The following is a 24,880-nucleotide window of genomic DNA, read 5'->3' as shown; positions in this document are numbered from 1 at the left end:
AACGCGAATGACACAAGCATAAAGCCCCTAAATTGTACCATTACTTTGGTCAATCAAATGGGCAAAAGAGCCCGAGACATTCTGATGCTGCAATCCCATCGGCGTGAGAGTGGCGCCCTCGGCGTCCTTGGCGGTAAATAGCAGCGTTCCACGAGCATGGAGCGTGGTGGCATAGTGAAATTCGTGCGCGTTGTATGTACCGATAAATGGGCCGTCTGTGGCCGTGACTTGACGATACCCAAGGTGCAGTTTGCGGGTGGCGAAACTTGTCTCCAAATCCAGCAGTCCGAGCATTTCATGTTGCTGGCCCTCGGCGTCAGTTATGGACTTCCCAAGGGTCATATACCCGCCGCACTCACCGTAAATGACCGTCCCGCTTGCCGCTGCCTGCTTCATGGATTTCTTGAATTCCTGCGCGTTTGCAAGCGTTTGGCCGTGAAGTTCGGGATAGCCACCAGGAAGATAGATGAAATCCGCTTCTGGCACAGAGTCATCTGCGAGGGGTGAGAACGGAAGGATTTCCGCGCCTTGTTCACGCCAATCCGCCAGCAAATGTGGATAGGAAAACGCGAAGGCCTGATCCTGTGCAATGGCGATGCGTAGTGCCGGTGGCGGCATCTGTGGCGTGTTCTGCGCAAGTCGCGGACCGGTGCCCAGAGCCATAAGCGCATCTAGATCAACGGCGGCGGATATCGTGTCCGCCGCTTGGTCGAGGAACGCCTCAAGATCGGGGTGTTCGCGCGCCTGAACCAACCCCAAATGACGCGAGGCGCGCGTGAGCGCTTCGCTGCGCGGGATTGCTCCCAATACTGGAATGCCAACTGGCATCAAGGCGCGGCGCAACATCATTTCATGGCGCTCGGATCCGACCCGATTGAGAATGACGCCCGCGATTTTCACGTCCGCTGCGAATCCGGCAAAGCCCGCGACCAATGGCGCGATCGACTGCGCGGTTTTACTTGCGTCCACGATCAGCACGACAGGAACTCGGAGAATGCGCGCGATATCGGCGCTGGAACCTTTGCCATCGGGCGGCGCACCGTCAAACAACCCCATCGCCCCCTCAATGAGCAACGGTGCATCAACTGCGGCAAGGCTGCGAATGCGATCAGGCGTCATGGCCCACGCGTCAAGGTTCATGCAGGGCGCGCCCGTCGCGGCTTCGTGAAAGCGAGGATCAATATAATCAGGGCCAGACTTCGCCCCTCGGACGCCTGTATTGCGGCGTGCCAACGCCCGCAAAAGGCCCAAGGTCACCGTTGTCTTGCCCGCGCCAGATGTTGGGGCAGCAAGGAGCAGAGCGCTCAAGGTTGTTCGGCTGGGCGTCCACGGCCCAACGGATCAAGGTTGCGCGGTGCGTCTCCGGCCATCATTCCCTGCCAGTCCAGTACTTGGCGCATGTGGACCGAGCGTCCGACACAGATGATCGCTGGCGGCGTGAGTTCGCTTGCCTCAAGGTCCGCGACGATATTGCCAAGGGTGGTCTCGAGCACCTGTTGTTCGGGGGTGGTCGCTTCAGTCACGACGGCTACTGGCTCGTCAGCGGGGCGGCCAGCATCAAGGAGGTGCTTGGTGATTTGGGCGATGTGCTTCATGCCCATATAGATGACCAATACCTGCGATCCCTTTGAAATCGCGTCCCAATTCAGCTTGGTAGTTTCACCCGATTGATCGTGTCCGGTGACGAAAGTAACCGACTGATTTACATCGCGGTGCGTGACGGGGATGCCCGCATAGGCAAGCCCGCCGATCCCTGCGGAAATACCTGGAATGATGCGCACGGGGATGTTGTGCTGCACCAAGGTTTGGGCTTCTTCGCCGCCACGCCCAAAGACGAACGGATCGCCGCCCTTAAGCCGCAACACGCGTTTTCCCGCGCGCGCATAATCAACAAGGGTTAGTGAAATGTCCTGTTGCTTGGCAGATGGTTTACCGCCGCGCTTGCCTGCATAAACCAACTCAGCGTCAGGGTGCGCCCAATCCAAAATCGATTTCTGAACCAAGGCGTCGTAGACGATCACATCGGCCTGACGCAGCGCATTCAGCCCATGGAGCGTAAGCAAGCCCGGATCGCCCGGACCTGCGCCACACAGCCAGACCCAGCCCGCATCAAGCGTGGGCCATGCACCAGAGGGCATTGCGTGAAAATGTGGGTCGGGGGACAGAGTTGAATCGTTCATGCCTCTTTATGCCTGTTTGTCTGGGCGGCGAAAAGTGTGGAAACGCACCTAACTGAGGAATTGGCGGCAGGTAATTTCACCCCTATAGTCAGCACGATGAACAACGAGACCAAAGTGTTGCGCCGTGGTTGGACCACGGGCGCCTGTGCGACGGCGGCGACCAAGGCGGCGCTCTTGCAGCTTTGGGGCGGCGCGTCGGTAGAGGAAGTCTCGATTACGCTCCCACGCGGAGAAACGCCAGATTTCACCATCGTTGAGGCATCAAACGGCGCGGATTGGGCCGAGGCGGCGATTATCAAGGATGCGGGTGATGATCCTGACGTTACGCACGGCGCAACGATCCGCGCCAAAGTATCGCTTGGCGGCACTGGTATCAGATTTGCCGCCGGTAATGGCGTCGGGACAGTCACCAAACCCGGATTGCCGATAGGCGTCGGCGAGCCTGCGATTAACCCCGTTCCGCGCCAACTCATGCGTGATGTTGTTTTGGAGCTTGCAGCGCAGTTCAATGAGGAGCCATGTGTCGAGATTGAGATTTCGATAGATAACGGCGCGGAGATAGCTCTGAAAACATGGAACCCACGTCTCGGAATTGTTGGAGGTTTGTCGGTGCTGGGCACCACTGGCGTTGTGCGGCCATTTAGTTGTGCCGCGTGGATCGCATCGATTCACCGCGGTGTAGACGTGGCGCGGGCCTCTGCAATTCACCATGTTGCGGGCTGCACCGGCGCCACCAGCGAGAGGGTCGTTCGGGAGCTCTATGATCTTCCATCCGAAGCGATGCTGGATATGGGCGATTTCGCTGGTGGATTGCTAAAATACCTCCGTACCCATCCCGTTGAGCGCATAACGATTGGCGGCGGTATCGGCAAAATGGTGAAACTTGCCCAAGGTGCCGTGGATCTTCATTCGGGGCGTAGTCAGGTTGATTTCGAGCGATTGGCAGAACTCTGCTCTGCACCTGATATAGCAGAGATGAATACAGCACTTGAAGTATATGAAAAGTATGGTGAAAATATATCATCTAAGGTAGCGCATGAAGCCCTAAAGCAAGTGCGCGTTCAACTGCGCGACACCGAGACAAAGGCGGGTGTCGTCATCATAAATCGACGTGGCGATATCATTGGGCGGGCGAGCGAATGATTAAGGTTCTGATGCTTGCAGGGTCTGGAGAGGCCCGACGATTAGCGGCGTTAATCGCTTCGGATCAGGATGTTACGGCAATTGCGTCGCTTGCGGGGGCAACGCGATACCCGACACCACTCCCGCTTGAAACACGCGTTGGGGGCTTTGGCGGTCGTGCAGCGCAAGAACGCTACATCCTGCGCGAAGGTTTTGATTTGGTTGTGGACGCGACGCATCCGTTCGCGGCGCGTATTTCCGAGCGGACATCAAGTATTTGTCACGACAATTCGATCCCTTATCTGCATCTTCGAAGGGCTGCTTGGGAGCCTCAGGAGGGTGACGATTGGATCATGCTCAACACCCCAGAAGAGGCCAAAGATCACATCCCCAACGGCGCGACGGTTTTCCTTGCGACGGGGCGCGGTACGCTTGCCAGTTTTGCGAACCTTGCGGGACGGCATCTGATTTGCCGACAGATTGACCCGCCAGAGCAACCATTTCCCTTTGAGAATGGCGAGTATCTCATTGGAAAGCCGCCATTTTCGGTGGAGCATGAGATGGATCTATTCACTGATCGCAAGGTTGATGTGCTGATAGTCAAGAATGCAGGAGGCGCGCCAAGCCGTACCAAGCTGGATGCTGCGCGGCGCTTGGGTATTAAGGTGCTGATGATAAAGCGGCCACCGCTCCCCAAAGGTGATCATGTGTCGACAGTTGATGCGGCGATGGACTGGATAATTCAACATAAGGTTCGCACTGTATGATCATAGAAACATTAGAAGATGTTCATACTCATGCGCTTGGTCTGGCCGCGATAGAGCCACGCTTTGCCGCGGCATATGAGGCAACAGGACCACTGCCGTTGCGTCGCCGCAAAGATGGGTTCGCAGCACTTTTTGATGCGATTGTGAGCCAACAGGTGAGCGTGGCCTCGGCTGATGCGATATGGAAACGGTTGAAAGATGCCAAGCTTACCGGACCGCGTAAAATTATGTGGGCCACAGATGAGGAACTGCGCGCCTGCGGCCTGAGCCGCCAGAAGATGCGCTATGCCCGCGCCCTTGCCGAAGCTCGGATCGATTATCGTGCTTTGCGATCTGCGCCGAGTGAGGAAGTCGTAGAGATACTGACCGAAGTTTCGGGAATTGGACCGTGGACAGCCGAGATTTATGCAATGTTTTCATTGGGTCACGCGGATGTCTTTGCGCCAGGAGATCTGGCACTTCAAGAAAGCGCACGGATTTTGTTTGAACTGGATGAACGCCCGAAGGAGCGAGAGTTCCGCGAGATGGCGCAGGCTTGGTCGCCCCATCGTGCGGTTGCAGCGCGGCTTCTCTGGGCCTATTACCACATAGCAAAACAAAGAGAAGGCATCCGATGACACGTACCCTCAAATACGCAACGCGCGCGCCCCTGTCTGGTCAGGCAAAATCCATGGTCGTTTTCCTGCACGGGTATGGCGCGAATGGCGCGGACCTTCTTGGGCTGGCCGATCCATTGGCGCCGCACCTTAAGGATACCGTTTTCGTTGCCCCTGATGCGCCCGACGCAATTGCGGGTATGCCGTTTGGGCTTCAGTGGTTTCCGATCCCCTGGATTGATGGCAGCACCGAAGAGCAGGCGAAGGCAGGACTTGTCGCTGCGAGTGCGGATTTGAACGCGTTTCTTGATACTCTTCTTGAGGAACAAGGGGTTGCGGCCGAGAATTGCGTGCTCTTTGGATTCTCCCAGGGCACGATGATGGCGCTTCATGTCGCGCCGCGCCGCGCCGAGACGTTCGCAGGTGTCGTTGCCTTTTCTGGTCGGCTACTTGTGCCCGAATTGCTTGAGGAACAAGCGATTAGCAAACCGCCTGTGATGCTCATTCACGGAGATCAGGATGACGTTGTGCCGCCGCAATCGCTTTCAGAAGCGGGTGACGCGCTATCCAAGGCCGGATTCGAAGTTTACGCCCATGTGATGCAGGGAACGGCGCATAGTATCGCGCCCGATGGTTTAAGCGTGGCGAACCAGTTTTTGATGCAGAAACTGGGGTATTCCTAGGCCAAAACTCTGTCACATGGTCGTTACCTTGTCCAAATAGGCTCAAAGCATGGCATTTCTCAACATCAAGAGGCTTGCCAGATTGTTGAACCTATATATAGTTATCCACAGGCTAGGGCGGGTTCCTCGCCCTGACGCTGGGTACAGTAGACAGGGTAGGGAAGTTTGACCCATGGACGGCGATTTTCGAACTGAATTCACTCGTGAACCTAGTAAATTAAAGCAACACCCAGCTTTGGTTCTGAATGCGGATTATCGGCCGCTTTCGTATTTCCCGCTATCGCTCTGGCCGTGGCAGGAAGCGATCAAGGCCGCATACCTGGATCGTGTTGATATCATTGCAGAATATGATCACTACGTGCACAGTCCGACCACGCAAATACGCGTGCCCTCGGTTGTGGTGCTCAAGGAATATGTGCGGCCTCGGACGCAAGTGGCGTTTACGCGCTTTAACCTTTTCTTGCGCGATGAGTTTCGGTGCCAGTATTGCGGAAGCAAAGGTGATCTGACGTTTGACCATGTGATTCCACGCGCGGCGGGTGGGATCACGAGTTGGCAGAACGTTGTTGCGGCTTGTTCGCCTTGCAACCTCAAGAAGGGGAGCAAATCATTGCGACAAGCGGGAATGCACCTTCGCAAGCCCGTAAGGCGGCCCGATGTCCAAGAGCTTCAAAATAACGGGCGCAAGTTCCCGCCAAACTTCCTGCACGAAAGCTGGATGGACTTTCTGTATTGGGATACGGAGCTAGACGCCTAGCCAGAGCAACTCGCGCCACCAAGAACGCAGAACTTGGCGCAATGTGGGTGGTTCAAGCGCACGGGGCGCTCTGCCTGTTCCAAGGTTTCGCCAAGCTCGAATTCGGGCGCATATGGCAATAGGGTACATGCGAGGACCGATGGCTTTGCCGCGCCTTTGCGCTTGATGACCATCCGCGAACTGGCGCACATGACGCTTTCGGGCTTTACATCAAGTATACCCCAGCAAGCCGTTGTAATTTCGGGGACTTCTACGTTCTCATCCATCTCTGGAAACAGCACGCATTGCGCAGGATTTTGCGGATCTATATCAAAACGGTGCTTGGCAAAAAGTTCGCCCAATCCGCGCCGCGCATCCTCTTCGGTTTCATCCCAGAGCAGACGACCAGCCGAAGCAATCTGCGCACCTTGATCGCGAAGCCATTCCATCCCTTCGATCGTCCGTTCAAAAGAACCGGGGCCGCGCACTTCGTCATGCTTTTCCTGAGTGAAGTGATCGAGCGAGATACGAAAAGTGAGTTTGTCGCGGTACTTCTCGATCAATGGCACCAAACCCGCACGAACCGATTTGCGCATCATAGGCTGCATCGCGTTTGTGAGCAGCAAGACATCATATCCAGCGTCAAGGCTACGGGTAAGAATCTCTATGATCTCGGGGTTCATAAAGGGCTCGCCACCCGTTATGCCGATTTCGCGGACGTTCCAAGAACGCTCTGTAAGCTGCTGTAAGTATTCGCTTACTTCGTCAGCGGTGATATAGACCAACGCATCATTCTTGGGCGAACTTTCGATATAACAGTTCGTGCAAGCAATGTTACAAAGGGTGCCCGTATTAAACCAAAGCGTTTGCGGATTGCTCAAGGTAACATGGGCGCGTTCTTCGCCTTTGGCCGTTACGAATGGATCCTGAAATTTGCCCTGATTGGCGATGTGGTTATCTTTCATATCGGCCCTCTTTGATCTGGGTCCTTGGTACCGTCAGCGTTAAGGGACGAAAAGAGAAAAGAAAATGCCTGACACAGTTGTGATAGAGGGCATGCATGCTAGACTTGTGAAGACGGGGGCGTTATTAGTCGCCCGAGACAAACAGTTAGCGCTAACAAGCCAAGGGTTTCGGGAGCGCTTTATGCAAAACGAGGGCCAAATGGTATCGCGCGTCATTCCAGTAGAAGATTTTGATTTGGTCATTTTTGGTGGGACAGGCGACCTTGCACGCCGTAAAATCCTTCCGGGCCTATATCGTCGGTACCGTTCAGGGCAAATGCCCGAAGGCGCACGCATTATCGGTGCTGCGCGTCAGGAACAGGATAGCGACGATTATCGCAAGGTGATTGGCGCCGCGATTGAGGAATTCGTTCCAGAGAAATACCGCGATGCTGAGTCGATTAGCGGTTTCCTTGAATTGCTGTCGTATATCGTTATCGACGCCAAGGGCGAGGGCGGCTGGAGCGAGCTTAAGAAAACGACTCGTAAGGGTGTGGTAAAGGCCTTTTATTTCTCTGTCGCGCCAAGCCTGTTCGGGGATTTGGCGGAGCGTCTGCATACCTTCAAGATCGCCGACAAAGAAAGCCGTATCGTTGTAGAAAAACCCTTCGGGCGCGATCTGGCTTCGGCCAAGGAATTGAACGGTGTATTGGCAGAGCATTTCGACGAGAGCCAGATTTATCGCATCGACCACTATTTGGGCAAAGAAACGGTTCAGAACCTGATGGCTGTGCGCTTTGGCAACATCCTGTTTGAACCGCTCTGGAACAGCCAATACGTCGATCACATCCAGATTACGGCGGCAGAGACCGTCGCCGTCGGGAGCCGTGGCGCCTATTACGACCGCTCCGGCGCGATGCGTGACATGGTTCAGAACCACTTGATGCAGCTCCTTTGCCTGATCGCGATGGAGCCACCGAATGAGTTCGAGCCAGATGCCGTTCGCGATGAGAAGCTCAAGGTTATTCGCGCGCTCGATCCTGTATCGCCCAAGGAAATCGTGCGCGGTCGCTATACAGCGGATGAAAAGGGCCCTTCTTATGTCGAAGAGGCCGAAAACCCCGACAGCAAGACCGAGAGTTTTATCGCAATGAAGGTAAACATCTCGAATTGGCGCTGGAAGGGCACGCCGATTTATTTGCGCACAGGGAAACGTCTGCGTGCGCGCACAAGCGAAATCGCCGTTGTTTTCAAGGATCCGCCGCACTCGATCTTTGGCCCACAAGAAGGCCGGCGCGGGAACGTTCTGGCCATTCAGTTGCAACCAAACGAAGGCATGAATCTTCGCGTTACCATCAAGGAGCCTGGTCCGGGCGGTATGCGCCTGATGGAAGTGCCGCTTGATATGAGCTTTGCCGAGGCGCTCGGTCCGGATGCCGAAGATGTGCCAGACGCCTATGAGCGGCTTATCATGGATGTTATTCGCGGCAACCAAACGCTGTTTATGCGCGGCGATGAGGTTGAGGCCGCTTGGACATGGACCGATCCGATCATCGAGGGTTGGCAAGAGCGTGGCGACACGCCGCGCCCCTATGAGCCCGGAAGCTCGGGGCCCGAGGATGCCTTGATGCTGATGCACCGTGATGGACGCCGCTGGAGAGAGATCAAAGAATGAAACGTATTGAATATGAGAGCCGCGAAGCGTTGATGGCAGGGCTCGCATCTGTGATCGTCGATGAACTCCGCACTGAAATTGCGTCTTCTGGGGCTGCTTCCTTGGCCGTGCCCGGAGGAACCACGCCCGGTCCGATTTTTGACAGTCTGTCGGAAACCGATCTGGAATGGGAAAATGTTTCGGTCATGTTGGGCGATGAACGCTGGGTGCCAGAAACCAGCGAACGTTCAAACACCGCGCTCTTGCGTCGTCGGCTCCTTCAGAACAAGGCCGCCGTCGCGAAACTGATGCCACTTTATGCGCCCGCGGATCGTCCAGAAGACCGTCTCGCCGAACTGGCGGAAGGAATTGAAAAGGTGCTGCCCCTTACCGTGTGCGTTGTCGGAATGGGCACGGATATGCATACCGCGAGTATCTTCCCAGAAGCTGACCTCCTTGCCGAGGCTTTCGCGCCAGATGCGCCAGTTCTCTTGCCAATGCGTGCGCCCGGTGCGCCGGAGCCACGCATCACGCTTAGCGCGCGTATCCTTGCGGGGGCAAAACATCGGCACGTGTTGATCACTGGCGAAGAAAAACGCGCCGCGTTGGACAAAGCCATTTCTCTTAACGACCCCATGCAAGCGCCGATTTGTGCTGTTTTGTCTGGGGCAACTATCCATTGGGCAGCCTAAATGACCGTTGATTTCGCAAAGCTTGCCAAACGTGCCGAGGCGGTAAAATCCCGTCGTATTGCAGACCTACTTGCCGAGAATAACGGGGCGCGTGCCGCCGATTTTTCGGTGAAGACACCATCCGACAGCGGCCCAATTCTGTTTGACTACTCGAAGACCAATATTGATGCGGAAACGCTTGAGTTGCTGCTCGAGATGACGCGCCAAGCCGGTCTTGAAGAGCGCCGCGATGCGATGTTCTTGGGCGAACCAATCAATGAAACCGAGGGGCGCGCGGTGCTTCATACGGCATTGCGCAACCTGCGCGGTGGTCCTGTTGAAGTCGCGGGTGAGAACGTCATGCCTGATGTTCTCGAGACTTTATCACGGATGGAAAGCTTCGCCGCAGATGTGCGTTCGGGCAACTATAAGGGGCAGGGTGGACAGATTACGGATGTCGTGAATATCGGCATCGGCGGCAGCGATCTGGGACCTGTTATGGCAACGCTGGCGCTCGCCCCATATCACGACGGCCCGCGCGTGCATTATGTTTCCAACGTGGATGGTGCGCATATTTCGAATGTCCTTCAGGGGCTTAACCCTGAGACGACTCTCGTTTTGGTGGCGTCCAAGACCTTCACGACAATCGAAACAATGACCAATGCCGAAACCGCCCGTGAATGGATGGCGACCAAGGTCGCCGACCCAGCGACGCAGTTTGGTGCCCTAAGCTCGGCACAAGAAAAAACCAGCGCCTTTGGGATCGCGGATGAGCGCGTTTTCGGTTTTGAGGATTGGGTCGGCGGTCGGTATTCCATCTGGGGGCCGATTGGATTGCCCTTGATGATCGCGATTGGGCCTGAAAACTTCCGCGCGTTTCTGACGGGTGCAGAGGCGATGGACGTCCATTTCAAGACGGCACCGATGGCCGAGAATATGCCTGTTCTCCTCTCGTTGGTCGGGATTTGGCACAATCAGGGATGCGGCTATGCCACGCGCGCGGTTCTGCCGTATGAACAGCGGCTTTTGCGACTACCGGCTTATCTGCAACAGTTGGAAATGGAGAGTAACGGGAAATCCGTTGCGATGGATGGCAACGATCTCGCGGTTAATTCAGGCCCTGTGGTTTGGGGAGAGCCGGGCACCAATGGGCAACACGCGTTCTATCAGCTTATCCATCAAGGCACGCGCGTTATTCCCTGCGAATTTATGGTTGCGCGCGAAGGGTTTGAACCAGAGTTGGCGCATCAACATCGCTTGCTAATGGCCAATTGCCTTGCGCAATCCGAGGCCCTGATGAATGGCCGTTCGCTTGAGACCGCAACCGAGATTATGGCGGCCAAAGGGCTGACGGGTGCGGAGCTTGAACGTCAGGCGCGGCATCGTGTCTTTGCGGGGAACCGTCCGAGTACGACGCTGATTTATCCGAAACTTACACCCTTCGTGTTGGGACAGATCATTGCCCTTTATGAACATCGAGTATTTGTTGAGGGCGTTCTGCTTGGATTAAACTCGTTTGATCAATGGGGAGTCGAACTAGGCAAAGAGCTTGCCGTTGCTCTTGAGCCGATTGTCTCGGGCGAGGAAAGTGCCGAGCACAAGGATGCATCAACCCAAATGCTCGTTAAATTCTTAAGGGACGAGTAAGCGTTTAGGTGGTTTGTATGATGAAATACCAACCACCTATCAACAATGCGGGAAAGACAAAGCGGGACACCTGATCGAGCCTGATTGCCGCGTTTTCGCGTTCGCGCAACACCAATAGACCTGCGATCAGGGCCTCGACAATAGTCAGGAAAATCAGGGTCACCGCCCAGATTAACGACTTGTCCATGATTGTCAGATAGCCAAGCTTGGGCAGATCACTCGCGATGGAAAGCGTAAAGGCAATCGCGGTCAGCATAGAGGTCGCGCCAAGGCCGATTTGGAACTCAAACCTGCTTGGCGGAATCCAGAAAATCGCCCAAGACATGCAGACCACGAACGAAAGTAGCAACATCACCCGATACAAGAAATATCCGGGGTTGCGGTCGGCAAAAATCGAGAGAGAGATGGCACTCCGGATTTCTCCCGTATCGCGAAATGTCCTGTTCCCTGACATGATTTCAACGCCATGCACGAACCAGCCCTCGATATTCAGAGTCTCTGCAATCCAAGTATTTTCGCTATCGGCGATGAACTGCAATTCTTGAACATCAGCCTCAAGGGCGGCGAACTCGACTTTGAATTCGTGTTGATCGAACGGAAAGCGGCTTAGATTGTGATAGCTTGAAATCTCGCCAGTGAAGCGTTGACGGTAGGTCACTACGCCCCCTTCGCCGACGGAAACCTGATTAAGCGCATTCGTGTTAAGGGCGCGCAGATTTGACGAATTAAGCAAGGCGATCCGCGGAAACCAGACCTCTGTCCTTCCAAAACGACAGCCCGCATTCGCCGCAAGCCGAGGATCAGTCCACTGAAATAACGCATAGATGTCCAGATCAAGCTGCTGATCCACATCGTTGACGCCCAGAAAATCCGATACCACAAGCGACACCTTCACTTCGGTCGGACCCGCTTCGGGCGTGGGGCGTAGACCTGTACGAATGATCGGCAACTCACAGCCAATGACGCGTGTATCGGAAATCTGCGCAGACGCCATGATGCTTGATGAGAGCAAAAGCGCCCCTGCAATAAGAAGGTGGGCCACTCGGGAAATCATAATGAGCCTATAAACACGAATAATATTACCCAAGAGGGCATTTATCACTTTGAGCCTGTGACCACGTTCCTGTCAATATCCGTGCATCGGTGTAATGATTTGTTGAACCACGCCCCGCAATTGCGCTTTATAGAGTAAGGGATTACCCGCAACCGATTAGAAAAAGAGAATATTATGGAACGGATCCGCAAAGTATTAACCTCGTTTCAGGTCGCGCGGCAGCATTGGTGGGCGCTCTTTGGGACGCATCTGACGTTTCAGATTTTGGTCGCGGCGATTGTCGCTCCACTCATTGGCATCGTGCTGGCGTTGGTTATTCGAGCGTCAAATCAGTCCGCGATCACTGACCAAGATATTGCGGCCTTTGTTCTATCGCCCTTCGGGTTGGTCGGTACATTGTTGGTGAGCAGTTTGATTATCACGGCACTCATTATTGATTTTGCGGTGATGACCGTCATCATAGAGAGCAAAGAGCGCAGCGCAATCTCCGCAATCCGCAAAGGCATCGGGTTTATTGTGCCGCAACTCTGGCCGCTTTTTCTCTTTTGTCTCGGTCTGATCATTCGGATTGTTGTGATCTCGGCACCGTTCTTATTGTTGTCGGCATGGATCGCGCTGCGCAATATCACCGAGTTCGATATTAACTACTACCTGACCTATTGGCCGCCAGAGTTCATACGTTCTGCGGTTCTCATCGCCGCAATATTGTTGATTGGCGCGATTGTTCTGCTCTCGTTTTTGTCGGGTTGGGGTGTCGCCCTGCATTATGTCATGCTTGAAAAACTCTCGACGTTAGAGGCCTTGAAACAAAGCCGTGAGCGCCTCAAGGGGCAGCGTTGGGGGCTGGTCAAGGATGTGATTATTTGGGTGTTAGTGCGATTTGTCCTGACGACATTGGTTGTTCTGCTATTCACCAAATTGACCGCGATCGTACTTGATCTTGCTCAGGTCAACCTGCGCCTTACTGCGCTGATATTAATGGCGGTTTTCGCAGTTTGGGGTATCGTTTATGTCGCCGTTACCAGTGTCATAAACGGAGCGCTCGCGCATTTGTTATACGAGCGTTTCGTCAAAGTCTCGGGTCGCGGCTGGAAGAATACCGGGATCACAGAAGAGGAAGCATCTCTGCCGCTCTGGGGCGTCATAAGTGGCGCCGTTGCGGTTTTGGTCGCTGGGGCATTTTTTGCCAGCTTCTTGTTCGAAAAAGTAGAGCGGAACACTGATGTCGAGATCATCGCGCATCGTGGCGCGGCTGGCCTGCGGCCCGAAAACACCATGGCATCGGTTAACCAAGCGCTGGATGACGGAACGGATTGGGTGGAGATCGACGTCCAAGAATCCGCCGAGGGTGAACTCATCATCGCGCATGATTCAGATTTCATGAAACTTGCGAATGATCCGCTCAAAACGTGGGAGGCCACGCGCCCCGACCTTGATCGCATCGATATCGGGAGCTGGTTTAGCGAAGAATACGCCGACGAGCGGACCCCATTGCTCAAGGATGTGCTTGAGGCCGCGAAGGGTCGCTCCAAAGTTGTGATCGAGTTGAAGTACTACGGCCACGACGTAAACCTTGAGCAAAAAGTGATTGATTTGGTCGAAGAATACGAAATGGCCGATCAGGTTGCGCTGATGTCACTTAAATATCCAGCGGTTCAGAAACTGCGTTCGATGCGGCCTGAGTGGCGCCTAGGCGTATTGGCCGCGACGGCAGTAGGGGACGTGACGGGGCTTGATGCAGATTTCCTCGCCCTCAATGCGGGACAAATATCGCGGCGATTGGTCAGGCAAGCCCATGCGCAGAATAAAGATGTCTATGCGTGGACCGTGAATGATCCCGTTCAAATGTCGAGCCTGATTTCAATGGGCGTTGACGGGCTTATCACCGATGAACCCGCGCGCGCGCGTCAAGTTCTGGAATTGCGCGCGGGTCTTTCAACATCGGAACTCCTTGTTCTTTGGGTGGCCGATTTTATTGAGCTTGCCCCTAAAAACCTAGTCGCAAAGGCCGAAGATGCGTAGAACTCTCGCTTTTGTTCTCATTTGCGCGGCGACAGAGGCATCCTCGGACACGCCAATCGTTGATCGCATATCGCGCGCAGTCGAATTGCCGAGGCACGAAGCACTTTTTCGGGTTTTGGAGGATGCGAACACGTCGCTGGCACCGTTTGAAACCGATGGCTGTAGCGGGGGTATGTCCGCGACATGGGAACCCGTTGCGAGCATCCTTCCTCGGCTCGCGGAAACCTACAAAGCATCGCCGCCATGGGAAAGTTGCTGTGTGACCCATGACCGAGCCTATCATAATGCAAGCAATGCGGCGACGGCGAGCGAGAGTTACGAAGCGCGTTTGTCAGCAGACGAAACTCTACGGCAATGCGTTTTTCTCGACGGAGAAGCGCGGCGTCTAACACTCGCAGAAGAGTTCGCGGCACAACCTGACACGATTAATGTCGTCTACAAGCTTATTGCAGACGGTATGTTTAATGCGGTGCGATTGGGCGGCGCTCCTTGCAGCGGCCTTTCTTGGCGGTGGGGGTATGGATATCCGTCATGTTTCTGGGAGTAAGGGACTCTTTTGAGCCGGCTGAGCTTAGGAATAAATGATGACCGCTTATTTGGCCTTCGCCTTTTTTCTCTTCGCCTTTAGCACCGTCGCCAAGCGCCTGAGTTCGACTGTCGTTACGGCCCCGATGGCGTTTTTGGCATTTGGTGTGCTGTTGGATGGTGTCGGCTTGATCCCAGAGGATGACTTCACCGAAATCCTGCATCTTGTCGCTGAGGTCACATTGGTGGTGCTCCTCTTTCTCGATGCGGCAAAGATCAACATTTTTGCAGTCAAGAAACGCCACGTTTGGCCAGAACGGATGTTGGCTATTGGACTGCCCGTCGGTTTTGTGCTCGGGATTGCAGTGGGGTGGCTGATTATGCCTGGCTGGCCACTGGCCGCGATTGCGTTGATTTCGGCGATATTGGTACCAACTGACGCCGCGCTTGGTCTGTCGGTGGTGACGAACAAAGCAGTTCCCGAGCGAGCGCGACGCGCATTGACCATCGAAAGCGGGCTAAACGACGGATTGGCGCTTCCGCTTGTCCTGATATCCGCCGCCTTTGCATCAGAGGCCGCATTTGCGCCAAGCGATGGGTGGGGCTGGTTCATTACGAGGCAACTCGTTTTGGGGCCGATAGCTGGCATTGTGATCGGAACTGTGGGTGCGATGAGCCTTGCGCGCGCAACAAGAGAGAAGTTAACTTCGGACACTTTCGAAGGCCTAGCCGCACTTGCGTTGGCGGCGCTTTCTTACACCTGCGCGTTATCGATTGGTGGGAATGGCTTTATCGCAGCTTTCGTCGCGGGGTTGTCCTTTGGCGCGATCGTCCGCGGCCAGTTCGAGTTTGTTTATGAATTCACCGAAAGTGAAGGGCAGCTCCTTTCGTGGGTATCATTCTTCTTACTCGGAGCCGTGCTGGTTCCAGAGGCCATAGCCTCGCTCGATATGCGGTCCTTCGTTTTAATTCTATCTAGCTTGGTCATAGTTCGACCCGTTGCGATATGGATTTCACTCATCGGGACAGATGCTTCTCCTTTGACGCGGCTATTCTTTGGATGGTTTGGTCCTCGTGGATTGGCGACGGCGCTATTTGCGATGCTGGTCTACGAAGATATGGTGCCAGAGTTTGGTGAAAGCGTCCTTAACATAGCAATCAACGCGGTATGGATAAGCGCTTTACTCCATGGCGTTACCGCAACTCTTTGTGCCCCGTGGTTTGGAAATAAGACACGAAACCTTCCCGAAAATATCGGCGAAGATAGCTGAATTAGAACAACTCGACGTCATTCGCCTGCTCCCCAACTATTGGAGTTTCCACGGGTGCGTTGGTAACAAACTTTTGTCTGGCGCGGCCTGTGGACGGCCAGAATTGAATACGGCGCGCCTCAACTCCACCAAGGCTCTGCGCCTCGCATGGGATTTGCTCCTGTCGAAGAAAATCTGCCGCGAACCTGCTATTTCGGAGCCCGATATTCGAGAGGCCAACCACCATTTTTGCACCTCCGAATAGCTTGGCACGAATACGCGATTTTACTGCGCCAAGTTTGAGCATCTCGTTGATCAAAATCTCCATCGCGTTAATACCGTGCATTTGTGACATCGGACTGTTTGATAAATCCTGAGGCAGGAGAATATGGTTCATTCCACCAACACCCGCGCGCGCATCCCAGAGGCAGGTCGCTACGCATGACCCAAGTACAGTTGAGATCAACACATCCGTTTTATTTGAAACGAAATACTCACCCTGCGCGATGTGGACGGATTTCACGAATGCCTCGATGCTATTGACGGCATTCATCGCCAAAGCCTTTGGTGATTGGGCGTTTGCTTCTTCCAATACTCAAACGACGCGCTCCTTCTGTAGCTCATGAAACCGATGACTCGATCTAAAGGGCAAGACGTTAATTTTTCGTCACTCTATATCCGCGGTCATCACATTTGCCCGTACAATTCGAATAAAATTGTCAGAAGAAATTACTTGCAGCCAATAAAATAGAGCGTGCCGTGCTCCGCGACTTCTTGTCCAAGAAACGCATGGCCGGATTCTGTGCAGAAATGCGGAACGTCGATCTCGGCAGCAGGGTCGTCCGCTAGGAGCGCAAGAACTTCTGAACTATCCATTGATTTCAATGCCTTCTGCGCCTTTAGAACCGGCAGAGGGCAAAGTAATCCGAGTGTGTCGAGCGTCTTGTTAGCTTCCATAATGTAACAATATCGGGAGAGAAAATCGCTGTCCATATGAGTTCCGCCGATGATTGGAACAAGGGGCTATTTTCGTTCAAACATTCTGGTTAGGGTAAGAAAAGACAACGAAATGAGCTACCTAAAATGCCTTCTGTGCCACCGCGCCAAGAAAATGCAGAGCCGTTAACTTATGTGAAACGAAGACATGTTTTCTATGTCCCAGGCTTTGATCCGATTCACCCGCGGCGCTATCGGGAACTGTACCGGAGAGAGGGCGCGCAGCAGGCCGAAATCTCGGGCTATGCGTTATCAATGCCCAAGAAACGGTTAAGGGCTTCAAAATTTGGCTGGTCGGTTGACGGGATTTTTGAAGGCAAGGAGGTACAGACAGAAGTAACGGTCCTTATGTGGTCAGAGATCGTGAAATCCTCAATGGGTCATGGGATTCTGGCGACCTATTGGCAGCTTTTGGTCACTGCGTGGATATACTTTTCTACGGGCGCGATTAGACGAGTAGTTTGGCTTAGCAAAGGTGCTGCGGTCGCTGCGTTTTATCCGATTGTTATGCTCATCGCTCAACTTCTCGTTGCGGTGCTGGCAGCGGTTTTCGTGAGTTCGCTAGTTTCGGGATTGATTTATCCAAGAGCGGGGTGGGTGCTTTTCCCTCCAGTCATTATTTTGGTCCTGAGGCAATTCAAGAAACACGACAGCAGAATATTAGCATACTACCTTATGCATAACTTCGCATACACCGCGCAATTGAAGGGAGCATACACCCCACAAATTGAGGAAAAACTGGCGGAATTCACTCAACAGATTGAGCGAGCCTTGGCTGGAGACTATGACGAGGTCTTAATTGTTGGTCACTCATCCGGCGTTCACTTGGCTGTATCAGCGCTCGCAGATGTGTTGCGGAGAAGGGGCGATAGAACGGGTGGACCAGCGATTGGATTTTTGTCTTTGGGGCAGGTTGTTCCAATGCTAAGTTTCTTGCCCAAGGCTCAACGATTGCGCCGCGACCTTGTAACCGTTTCCGAGCGAGAGGATATCGCGTGGGTCGACGTGAGCGCCCCGAGTGACGGTTGTTCGTTCGCGCTCTGCGATCCGGTGGCAGTGTCCGGCGTGGCGACACCCCGCAAGCGCTGGCCGCTTGTGCTTTCGGCCGCATACACAAATACGCTTAGTCCTGAGAAACTCCTGAGCATGAAACGAAGGTATTTCCGTCTACATTTTCAGTATCTATGCGCGTTCGATCGCCCTGGAGATTACGATTATTTTCAAATCACCGCCGGTCCGCTCACTCTTAAAGAGCGCTATGCGCACCGTGATCCATCTCCGTCACGGATCGATATCGCAGTGTCGAGCTATACGGACACATGAGACCCATACCGCCAAAACCAAAATCACGGGGTGAGAAAACAACTCTAATTCGCTATATGCGCGCGTTTCGGCAGGACATTCTTTCCGCGCAACCGCAGAAGCTCTACCGCGCTTGGATGGCGGAGTTTAGGACACCATTTTTTCGTTCTTTTTTGATCAATCAACCTGATTTGATCGAAGAGGTTCTCAAGCGGTCCCCAGATGAGTTCCCGAAATCAGAGCGCATAAGCGAGGGTTTGCGACCCTTATTGGGGAACTCGGTTTTCCTAACTAATGGTGATGTTTGGAAAAAACAACGACGGATCATTGACCCCGCGTTTGAGGGCGGTCGCCTGCGGGATACATTTCCTGCGATGCAGGACGCTTGTAATGACGCGCGTGATCGGATCGCCGAAAATAGCGCGCAAGAGATGGAGGAGGCGACAAGCTTTGCGGCCGCCGACATCATCTTTCGCACATTGTTTTCAATACCGATCAGCCATCACATTGCGTCTGAAGTCTTTACTCTTTTTCGAACCTATCAGCGCAATCAGCCGCTTTTGAACGTTGCCGCCTTTATTCCGCTCCCGCGGTGGATGCCACGGTTTCACCGCAAGAGCACGAAGGAAACTGCTCGGAAAATTCGCTCTCTCATCGCCACGCTTGTCGATGAACGGGCGCAAGATATTCAAATGGGGAAGGCTCCTAATGATCTTGCGACCAAGATCATGACGATGACCGATCCAGAGACTGGTGAGCGTTTTTCCAAGAGTGAGATGGTCGATCAGGTCGCGATTTTCTTTTTGGCGGGGCATGAAACAAGTGCGAGCGCTATGGCTTGGGCGCTCTATCTTCTGGCGAAAAATCCGACAGATCAGGCGCGGATTTATGATGAAATTCAGAGCGTTGCTGGTGATCGAGAGCTTGAGTTTTCGGATATCTCCAAGCTTCGTTACACACGGGATGTCTTTCGCGAGACGCTTCGTCTTTACCCTCCCGTCCCGATGATGGTGCGTGAGGCTGCTTGTCCGCAGGAATTCCGAAAACGTGAGGTTCCAACAGGCTCACAAATCGTGATTTCGCCGTGGCATGTTCAGCGCCATGAACGGCTTTGGGATAATCCGGACGGGTTCGATCCGGACCGTTTCAAGACTGAAAATGGCAAAGCGTGCCTGCGGGATGCCTTTATCCCGTTTTCGGCAGGTCCGCGCGTGTGTACCGGTGCTGGCTTCGCGATGATCGAAGGGGTCTTATTGCTCGCGACTTTGGTGCGCGCTCTGGAATTTAAGCCCGTCGAGGGGCGCACACCCGTTCCTGTCGCACACTTGACTGTGCGCGCCAAAGACGGGATTTGGTTGCGAGTTAAACCTAGGACACGGGAATAGCGCGATAGTGCTTAAGGATATGTAGCCGGATCGCCGAGGCGAGTCCCATTTCCATTCCGCGCTCTGCATCAATTTCAGCCGCGAGAGCGTTGATGGGAATATGACGTGCGCTGGCAATTTCGCGGAATGAATCCCAGAATTCATCCTCAAGGGATACGCTTGTACGGTGTCCGTTCAACGTCAGTGATCGTTTCTTGGGTCGTTTACTCATACTTCTAATACAGTGGGCATTATCTGCCCATCATTCCCCTAATTTCGATAACCTATTGTTTTCAAAGGATTGACTCAAAGTGCATGGTATCATGATGCCGCAACCATAGCGGGATTTGCAAGGAGAATTCCTATTGAGAAACCGTAAGCAATGTTGAAATAACGCACGAATAGACAGATCTTCGAGCGTGTATATCGGTAGTTCAATTAATAAATTGTTTCCAGAAAAGAAAAAAGGCGCCGTCATCGGGCGCCTTAATCGTTAGTCATCTTCAAACTCTGAACCTAGAAAATGTTGGTCCAGCATTTGCCGCGCACGCTCATTTTTTGTGGCCTCCAAGAGCTTTGCGGCCTTGGACGTTCCCGCGCTCTTGGTCGCGATTTCCGATTGTGCACGCTTTTCGTCCCGCGCTTTTTGTTTCCGTGCGCGGGACAGGTTGGTGATCTTTTGCATCAGGTTTTGGGACCGATCATTTTCTCTGGACGGACCACTGCGTCAAAGGTTTCCTCATCCACAAACCCAAGCGCGATTGCCTCTTCCTTAAGCGTTGTGCCGTTTTTATGCGCTGTTTTGGCGACGGTTGTGGCGTTATCGTAACCAATCGTCGGGGCAAGCGCCGTCACCAGCATGAGGGATTCGTTCATGATCTTGGCGATCCGGTCCTTGTTAGCGCGGATTCCAACGACACAGTTATCTGTGAACGCCGAGGACGCATCGCCCAGAAGCTGCATAGATTGCAAGACGTTATAGGCCATCATTGGGTTGTAAACGTTAAGCTCGAAGTGGCCTTGCGATCCCGCAAATCCGACCGCTGCGTCATTGCCGATCACATGTGCACAGACCTGAGTGAGGGCTTCGCATTGGGTTGGGTTTACTTTACCCGGCATGATCGACGAGCCAGGCTCGTTTTCAGGAAGCATCAATTCTCCCAATCCGCAGCGCGGGCCAGAGCCAAGCAGACGGATGTCGTTTGCGATCTTGAACAGGCTTGCGGCAACTGTTTTCAGCGCACCCGAGAACATCACCAGCGCATCATGTGCGGCGAGGGCTTCGAATTTGTTTGGGGCTGTTACGAAAGGAAGGCCTGTGATCTCGGCCATGTTCTTGGCGACTTGTTCGCCCCAGCCAGCGGTTGTGTTCAGGCCGGTTCCAACTGCGGTGCCGCCTTGCGCAAGTTCGTAAACGTCTGGAAGGCAGGCCTTTACGCGCTCGATGCCTTTGGCCAACTGATGGGCATAGCCCGAGAATTCCTGTGCGAGGGTAAGGGGGGTCGCGTCCATTGTGTGGGTACGGCCAATTTTGATAATCCCCTCAAACTCAACCACCTTTGCTTCAAGAGCGGCATGAAGTTTTTCCAATCCGGGGATCAGTACGTCGCGGGCGGTCATGGCAGTAGCGATGTGCATTGCGGTCGGGAAAGTATCGTTAGAAGACTGCCCCATGTTGCAGTGATCGTTCGGGTGAACCGGATCTTTGGAGCCAATGACACCACCAAGGATTTCGATCGCGCGGTTCGCTATAACCTCGTTTGAGTTCATGTTGGACTGGGTGCCTGAACCTGTTTGCCAAACAACGAGCGGGAAGTTGTCGTCGAATTTTCCTTCAAACACTTCGCCAGCGGCCTGAATGATCGCATTTCCGAGCTTCTCGTCGAGGTTGCCGTTTTCCACGTTAGCTTGTGCGCAGGCTTTTTTGATGACGCCGAGGGCGCGAACGATTGCGATGGGCTGTTTTTCCCAGCCAATGGGGAAGTTCATCAAGGAACGCTGCGTTTGCGCACCCCAGTATTTCTCGGAAGGGACCTCAAGCGGGCCAAAGCTGTCGGTTTCGGTACGGGTATTCGTCATCACTATCTCCTGAGAGGTCCGGGGGCCAAAAGGTTGGAAACTCTATAATTCGGGCCTTGGGAAAATACAATTCAAACAACACACTTCGCGACGCAACCTGCGCTTGGCGGTTGCGCTGTCCTTTAGGCCAGTGTTTGCGTTATTTGCGGAAGGAATCGAGGCTGACGACCTCTGCTTCGCCTTGTTCGTTCGGAACATCTTCGGCCATCGGGGCCTCTTCGATTTCTTCTTCGCGCTCGGTTTCATGCGTTTCAAAGCGCAGACCGAACTCAACCGAAGGATCAACGAAGGTGATGATTGAGTCGTAAGGAATATAGAGTGTTTCTGGTGTGCCGCCGAACTTCATCGTGACGGTAAAGCCCTCGTCAGTAACCTCTAGCCCTTCGAACCAGTTTTGCATCACAACGGTCATTTCGCCCGGATAACGATCAGAGAGCCAATCAGCGATTTCAACGTCAGGGTGTAATGTATCAAAGGTAATAAAGAAATGATGCTCGCCCGGCAGTCCGTTAACCTGAACGCTTTCCAAAACTTTTTGGATCAGGCTGCGCATGGCATCATGCATGAGATTGCCGTAGTCGATAAATTGGGACATGAGTTGGCCTCTATAATCCGTAGGTGTTCGTCCTCTCAACCTTATGCTTACCCCAAGATGATGAAAAGGGGCAGTGTACTGTTTTTTGCAAATCACTGAATTTGCTAGAAAAACGAGAGCGCCAAACCGCTGACCGCCATAACCGCTAGAGTCGCCCCCATTCCGACTTTGAAGCGAAGCATAAGGAGCGCCGCCAAACACGCTAGAATTGCAGCATGAACATTGAGCGTTGCGACATCAGGGACTAGAATTTGGAGCGGGCCAAAGTGTTGTAATTCCGCGGTTTCAAACAAAACATGCAGCGCAAACCAGATGGAAAGGTTCAGGATCACGCCCACCACGGCGGCGGTGATTCCAGAGAGGGCAGCCGCAAGGCGTGGTCGGCTGCTTATTTGGGAAAGGTAAGGGGCCGCTGTGAAAATCCATAAGAAACAGGGAATAAACGTAGCCCAGAGGGCGAATGCCGCTCCAGCAATTCCAAGCCATAATCCGCCCTCTGCGAATGCGGCCTGAAAACCGACAAACTCGGTCACAAGGATCAACGGGCCGGGGGTTGTTTCCGCGAGGCCAAGACCATCCATCATCGTAGCCGTTGATATCCAGCCTTTGTCGACGACAACCTCTTGGGTCATATAGGCCAGCACCGCATAGGCCCCGCCGAAGGTAACGACCGCGAGTTTTGAGAAAAACAGACCGATTGAGGTTAAGAGCTTGGCGTTCGCGAGGTAAAGCGCAAGGAGCGGAATGGCCCAAAGACTCCCCCAAATAGCGATGGTTGCGAGCGGGTGTGCCGATTTGGGCTGGGAGATCGGGGCAGGGTGCACAGACGCTTTGGGAATGAAGCCCACGCCCACAATCGCAGCGGCTGCAACAATAAGCGGATAGGGCAGAGCGAGAAAGAAGATACCGACAAAGCTCGCGGCGGCAATGGCCCAAGAAACGGGGTGCTTGAGCGCGCGCTGCGAAACCTTAATGAGCGCCTGAATGACAATCACAACGACCGCTGCTTTGATGCCGAGGAAAAGCGCCACAACCAGAGGGACATCCCCCAAAAGCGCGTAAATGATCGACAGCGCCAGCACCACAAACGCCCCAGGCAGAACAAAAAGCGCCCCCGCCATCAGGCCGCCCTTGGTTCCGTGCAAACGCCAGCCTGCATAGGTCGCAAGCTGCATTGCCTCAGGACCAGGCAGGAGCATACAAAAAGAGAGCGCCGAGAGAAATTGATCCTCGGTCAACCATGGCCGATCATCCACCAACTCTTTGTGCATCAATGCGATCTGTGCCGCAGGCCCGCCAAAAGACAAAAGCCCGATGCGTGCAAATACTCGGGTGGTTTCGGAAAAACTGGGTGTCATCAATGGCCTGTAGTCATGGTTTCCCATGGCTTAGCAGGTTGATGTGACGCTGTTAAGAATATGTTGTCGATTGCGCCCTAGAGTTGCCGACGAAACTTATAAGTATCAGGTTTGGGTGCATTCTCTTCATATGTCGAAGAAACGCCTAGCTTCTCTGGAGAGAGGTTGGCATAGGAAACAGGGAGCTGAAATTGCGAAATACCGGCAACCAGTGTTGACACAAGAACAAGTGCGAGTGCGGCCGAAGCGAGTGTGTAAGCAATCTTTGACATAAGTCCTCCTTGGTCACCAACATCTGGAGTCGAAGGCGGACAAAATCAATACTATGTGGGTAAGTATCTGTGATTGTAACATGAATCGGCGAAATAGCGCCAATCAAAATGCCCGAAATGTGTGGAAAAGTGCAGGTTTCTGTTGCCAGGTACCTGCGGACCCCGCCCAACACTGCAACGTGAAGGGACTTAAGGTTCGATTTTTCGAACTGCTTACGCAGCTAGAGCCATCGGAGCGTCGTTGTCATTTGCAACTAGCTTAAATGTACCGATAACGGTGGTAACTCACCGGGATAAAGCAAACCCCTTTAGACGTTCGTCGATCCTATTTCGACCCCATGATCCCCAAAGAAGGATGTTGGTGGAGTCGCCGGGTACCGCCCCCGGGTCCGATCCGCTTATTACGAGCGCGTTTATATCCATAGTCCCGAAGGACAGGTTCAATGTAAGGAGGGGTTGGCGGGGATTCAAGCGGTTTCGGGTGGATTGCCCGTAATTCTGCGCCGTGCTTTGCGTGCAACCCTTGGGCGCGCAATGGCGCTAGGGTGTTGAAATTCTTGCCTCAACACATGTCCGGACGTAAGCAAAAGAAAAAGAATGAGGTTTTCATGCTCACTGCTTCTCGTGTTGTTGGCGGCATCGCTTTTGCATTTGTCACTTGGTTCGCGTGCGAATTTATCAAGTTTACCCTCCCAGAAGACACTAATCCGCGCCAACTGTCAGAAGTTTCGGCGCTGGTCGGCTTTATTTTAGGGTGGAGAATTGCCGGCCCTCATCAGCGTGAGGGCTATCGGGCGGCGATTTCGACAGGGTTTACAACTGCAATTGCGATCGCAATTTCTGCAACGCTACTTTTGGCAAGCATCAAAATGGTCCGCCTCTCTCTGCGCAAGAGTTATGACGGCGCGACCGAAGCTGTGATTGATATGTTCCGTATTGCAGGTGAATATGCGCTTATTGCGGCGACGCCGTATCCGATTGGGATGATGGTTTGCGGCGGTATCGTCGCTGGGATGCTGGTGGAATGGTCCAGCCGCCGCTGGAACTGAACTAAATAGAAAGC

General features: G+C 53.8%; 26 protein-coding genes and 1 other RNA gene. 14 read left to right on the top strand and 13 right to left on the bottom strand.

Annotated features, from left to right (window positions below; translation table 11 throughout):
• Window positions 1-27: 27 nt before the first annotated feature.
• Complete coding sequence (locus tag ACFE33_RS09100) at window positions 28-1,308, bottom strand: cobyrinate a,c-diamide synthase (RefSeq protein ID WP_380052530.1); 1,281 nt, start codon at window positions 1,306-1,308, stop codon at window positions 28-30.
• Window positions 1,305-2,138 carry a uroporphyrinogen-III C-methyltransferase gene (gene cobA, locus ACFE33_RS09095; RefSeq protein WP_380058695.1) on the bottom strand — a complete coding sequence of 278 codons (834 nt, stop codon included), beginning with the start codon at window positions 2,136-2,138 and terminating at the stop codon, window positions 1,305-1,307. The genes ACFE33_RS09100 and cobA overlap by 4 nt, the downstream gene beginning before the upstream one ends.
• 138 nt (window positions 2,139-2,276) lie before the next feature.
• Here cobA and ACFE33_RS09090 point away from each other — a divergent pair, with 138 nt between their 5' ends.
• The 5 genes from ACFE33_RS09090 (at window position 2,277) to ACFE33_RS09070 (ending at window position 6,105) form a co-directional block, all read left to right on the top strand.
• Window positions 2,277-3,323, top strand: a complete 1,047-nt coding sequence (locus tag ACFE33_RS09090; protein WP_380058693.1) for a cobalt-precorrin-5B (C(1))-methyltransferase — start codon at window positions 2,277-2,279, stop codon at window positions 3,321-3,323.
• The gene (locus tag ACFE33_RS09085; protein WP_380052528.1) at window positions 3,320-4,069 is read left to right on the top strand and encodes a cobalt-precorrin-6A reductase; all 750 of its coding nucleotides are present in this window, start codon (window positions 3,320-3,322) and stop codon (window positions 4,067-4,069) included. The genes ACFE33_RS09090 and ACFE33_RS09085 overlap by 4 nt, the downstream gene beginning before the upstream one ends.
• On the top strand, window positions 4,066-4,686 hold the full coding sequence (locus ACFE33_RS09080) for a DNA-3-methyladenine glycosylase family protein (RefSeq protein WP_380052526.1): 621 nt from the start codon (window positions 4,066-4,068) through the stop codon (window positions 4,684-4,686). The genes ACFE33_RS09085 and ACFE33_RS09080 overlap by 4 nt, the downstream gene beginning before the upstream one ends.
• Window positions 4,683-5,348, top strand: a complete 666-nt coding sequence (locus ACFE33_RS09075) for an alpha/beta hydrolase (RefSeq protein ID WP_380052524.1) — start codon at window positions 4,683-4,685, stop codon at window positions 5,346-5,348. Before ACFE33_RS09080 ends, ACFE33_RS09075 begins: the two co-directional genes overlap by 4 nt.
• Before the next feature lie 172 nt (window positions 5,349-5,520).
• Window positions 5,521-6,105 (top strand): HNH endonuclease, encoded by a 585-nt coding sequence (locus ACFE33_RS09070; RefSeq protein WP_380052522.1) that lies wholly within the window; start codon window positions 5,521-5,523, stop codon window positions 6,103-6,105.
• On the opposite strand, the gene ACFE33_RS09065 is transcribed toward ACFE33_RS09070, so the two are convergent.
• Window positions 6,102-7,049 carry a radical SAM protein gene (locus ACFE33_RS09065; RefSeq protein WP_380052520.1) on the bottom strand — a complete coding sequence of 316 codons (948 nt, stop codon included), beginning with the start codon at window positions 7,047-7,049 and terminating at the stop codon, window positions 6,102-6,104. The two genes, ACFE33_RS09070 and ACFE33_RS09065, sit on opposite strands and share 4 nt — an antisense overlap.
• Window positions 7,050-7,248: 199 nt before the next feature.
• Here ACFE33_RS09065 and zwf point away from each other — a divergent pair, with 199 nt between their 5' ends.
• Genes zwf through pgi form a run of 3 tightly spaced genes read left to right on the top strand, consistent with a single transcriptional unit; the run spans window position 7,249 to window position 11,000 of the window.
• Complete coding sequence (gene zwf / locus ACFE33_RS09060) at window positions 7,249-8,703, top strand: glucose-6-phosphate dehydrogenase (protein ID WP_380058691.1); 1,455 nt, start codon at window positions 7,249-7,251, stop codon at window positions 8,701-8,703.
• A complete protein-coding gene (gene pgl / locus ACFE33_RS09055) occupies window positions 8,700-9,374 on the top strand; it encodes a 6-phosphogluconolactonase (RefSeq protein ID WP_380052518.1) in 675 nt (224 codons plus the stop codon). Before zwf ends, pgl begins: the two co-directional genes overlap by 4 nt.
• Window positions 9,375-11,000 (top strand): glucose-6-phosphate isomerase, encoded by a 1,626-nt coding sequence (gene pgi, locus ACFE33_RS09050; protein WP_380052516.1) that lies wholly within the window; start codon window positions 9,375-9,377, stop codon window positions 10,998-11,000. It begins immediately after the preceding gene.
• A gap of 4 nt (window positions 11,001-11,004) precedes the next feature.
• Here the strand turns inward: pgi and ACFE33_RS09045 are convergent, their stop codons facing one another.
• Window positions 11,005-12,042, bottom strand: coding sequence for a hypothetical protein (locus tag ACFE33_RS09045; protein WP_380052514.1), 1,038 nt, complete (start codon window positions 12,040-12,042; stop codon window positions 11,005-11,007).
• A gap of 186 nt (window positions 12,043-12,228) precedes the next feature.
• Here ACFE33_RS09045 and ACFE33_RS09040 point away from each other — a divergent pair, with 186 nt between their 5' ends.
• From ACFE33_RS09040 to ACFE33_RS09030, 3 genes are read left to right on the top strand one after another with little or no spacing between them, the layout of a single operon-like run.
• The gene (locus ACFE33_RS09040; protein ID WP_380052512.1) at window positions 12,229-14,076 is read left to right on the top strand and encodes a glycerophosphodiester phosphodiesterase family protein; all 1,848 of its coding nucleotides are present in this window, start codon (window positions 12,229-12,231) and stop codon (window positions 14,074-14,076) included.
• A complete protein-coding gene (locus tag ACFE33_RS09035) occupies window positions 14,069-14,623 on the top strand; it encodes a hypothetical protein (protein ID WP_380052510.1) in 555 nt (184 codons plus the stop codon). The genes ACFE33_RS09040 and ACFE33_RS09035 overlap by 8 nt, the downstream gene beginning before the upstream one ends.
• A gap of 37 nt (window positions 14,624-14,660) precedes the next feature.
• On the top strand, window positions 14,661-15,872 hold the full coding sequence (locus tag ACFE33_RS09030) for a cation:proton antiporter (RefSeq protein WP_380052508.1): 1,212 nt from the start codon (window positions 14,661-14,663) through the stop codon (window positions 15,870-15,872).
• A gap of 1 nt (window position 15,873) precedes the next feature.
• On the opposite strand, the gene ACFE33_RS09025 is transcribed toward ACFE33_RS09030, so the two are convergent.
• Window positions 15,874-16,404 (bottom strand): chemotaxis protein CheD, encoded by a 531-nt coding sequence (locus ACFE33_RS09025; protein WP_380052506.1) that lies wholly within the window; start codon window positions 16,402-16,404, stop codon window positions 15,874-15,876.
• A gap of 176 nt (window positions 16,405-16,580) precedes the next feature.
• Window positions 16,581-16,844: a sulfurtransferase TusA family protein gene (locus tag ACFE33_RS09020; RefSeq protein ID WP_380052504.1), complete on the bottom strand. Its 264-nt coding sequence runs from the start codon at window positions 16,842-16,844 to the stop codon at window positions 16,581-16,583.
• Between the two features lie 90 nt (window positions 16,845-16,934).
• Here ACFE33_RS09020 and ACFE33_RS09015 point away from each other — a divergent pair, with 90 nt between their 5' ends.
• The gene (locus tag ACFE33_RS09015) at window positions 16,935-18,170 is read left to right on the top strand and encodes a hypothetical protein (protein WP_380052502.1); all 1,236 of its coding nucleotides are present in this window, start codon (window positions 16,935-16,937) and stop codon (window positions 18,168-18,170) included.
• Window positions 18,167-19,534, top strand: a complete 1,368-nt coding sequence (locus tag ACFE33_RS09010) for a cytochrome P450 (RefSeq protein WP_380052500.1) — start codon at window positions 18,167-18,169, stop codon at window positions 19,532-19,534. The genes ACFE33_RS09015 and ACFE33_RS09010 overlap by 4 nt, the downstream gene beginning before the upstream one ends.
• On the opposite strand, the gene ACFE33_RS09005 is transcribed toward ACFE33_RS09010, so the two are convergent.
• From ACFE33_RS09005 to ssrA, 7 genes are all read right to left on the bottom strand, one after another.
• Window positions 19,518-19,745, bottom strand: coding sequence for a ribbon-helix-helix domain-containing protein (locus ACFE33_RS09005; protein WP_380052498.1), 228 nt, complete (start codon window positions 19,743-19,745; stop codon window positions 19,518-19,520). The two genes, ACFE33_RS09010 and ACFE33_RS09005, sit on opposite strands and share 17 nt — an antisense overlap.
• 261 nt (window positions 19,746-20,006) lie before the next feature.
• Complete coding sequence (locus ACFE33_RS09000; protein ID WP_380052496.1) at window positions 20,007-20,198, bottom strand: DUF4169 family protein; 192 nt, start codon at window positions 20,196-20,198, stop codon at window positions 20,007-20,009.
• Window positions 20,198-21,592 carry a class II fumarate hydratase gene (fumC, locus tag ACFE33_RS08995; protein WP_380052494.1) on the bottom strand — a complete coding sequence of 465 codons (1,395 nt, stop codon included), beginning with the start codon at window positions 21,590-21,592 and terminating at the stop codon, window positions 20,198-20,200. Before fumC ends, ACFE33_RS09000 begins: the two co-directional genes overlap by 1 nt.
• 139 nt (window positions 21,593-21,731) lie before the next feature.
• Window positions 21,732-22,187: an SspB family protein gene (locus ACFE33_RS08990; RefSeq protein WP_380052492.1), complete on the bottom strand. Its 456-nt coding sequence runs from the start codon at window positions 22,185-22,187 to the stop codon at window positions 21,732-21,734.
• Window positions 22,188-22,291: 104 nt separating this feature from the next.
• Entirely contained in the window at window positions 22,292-23,545 is a 1,254-nt protein-coding gene (chrA, locus tag ACFE33_RS08985; RefSeq protein WP_380052490.1) for a chromate efflux transporter, read from the bottom strand.
• 77 nt (window positions 23,546-23,622) lie between these two features.
• Window positions 23,623-23,817 carry a hypothetical protein gene (locus ACFE33_RS08980; RefSeq protein WP_380052488.1) on the bottom strand — a complete coding sequence of 65 codons (195 nt, stop codon included), beginning with the start codon at window positions 23,815-23,817 and terminating at the stop codon, window positions 23,623-23,625.
• Between the two features lie 128 nt (window positions 23,818-23,945).
• Window positions 23,946-24,292: a transfer-messenger RNA gene (gene ssrA / locus ACFE33_RS08975) on the bottom strand.
• 133 nt (window positions 24,293-24,425) lie between these two features.
• Between ssrA and ACFE33_RS08970 the strand changes: the two genes are divergently transcribed.
• Window positions 24,426-24,866 (top strand): TrgA family protein, encoded by a 441-nt coding sequence (locus ACFE33_RS08970; protein WP_380052486.1) that lies wholly within the window; start codon window positions 24,426-24,428, stop codon window positions 24,864-24,866.
• The last annotated feature ends 14 nt before the right edge of the window (window positions 24,867-24,880 follow it).

The sequence above is a fragment of the Falsihalocynthiibacter sp. SS001 genome (assembly GCF_042445055.1).
Classification (GTDB): Bacteria; Pseudomonadota; Alphaproteobacteria; order Rhodobacterales; family Rhodobacteraceae; genus Falsihalocynthiibacter.
This window is presented reverse-complemented; position numbering and strand designations above follow the sequence as displayed.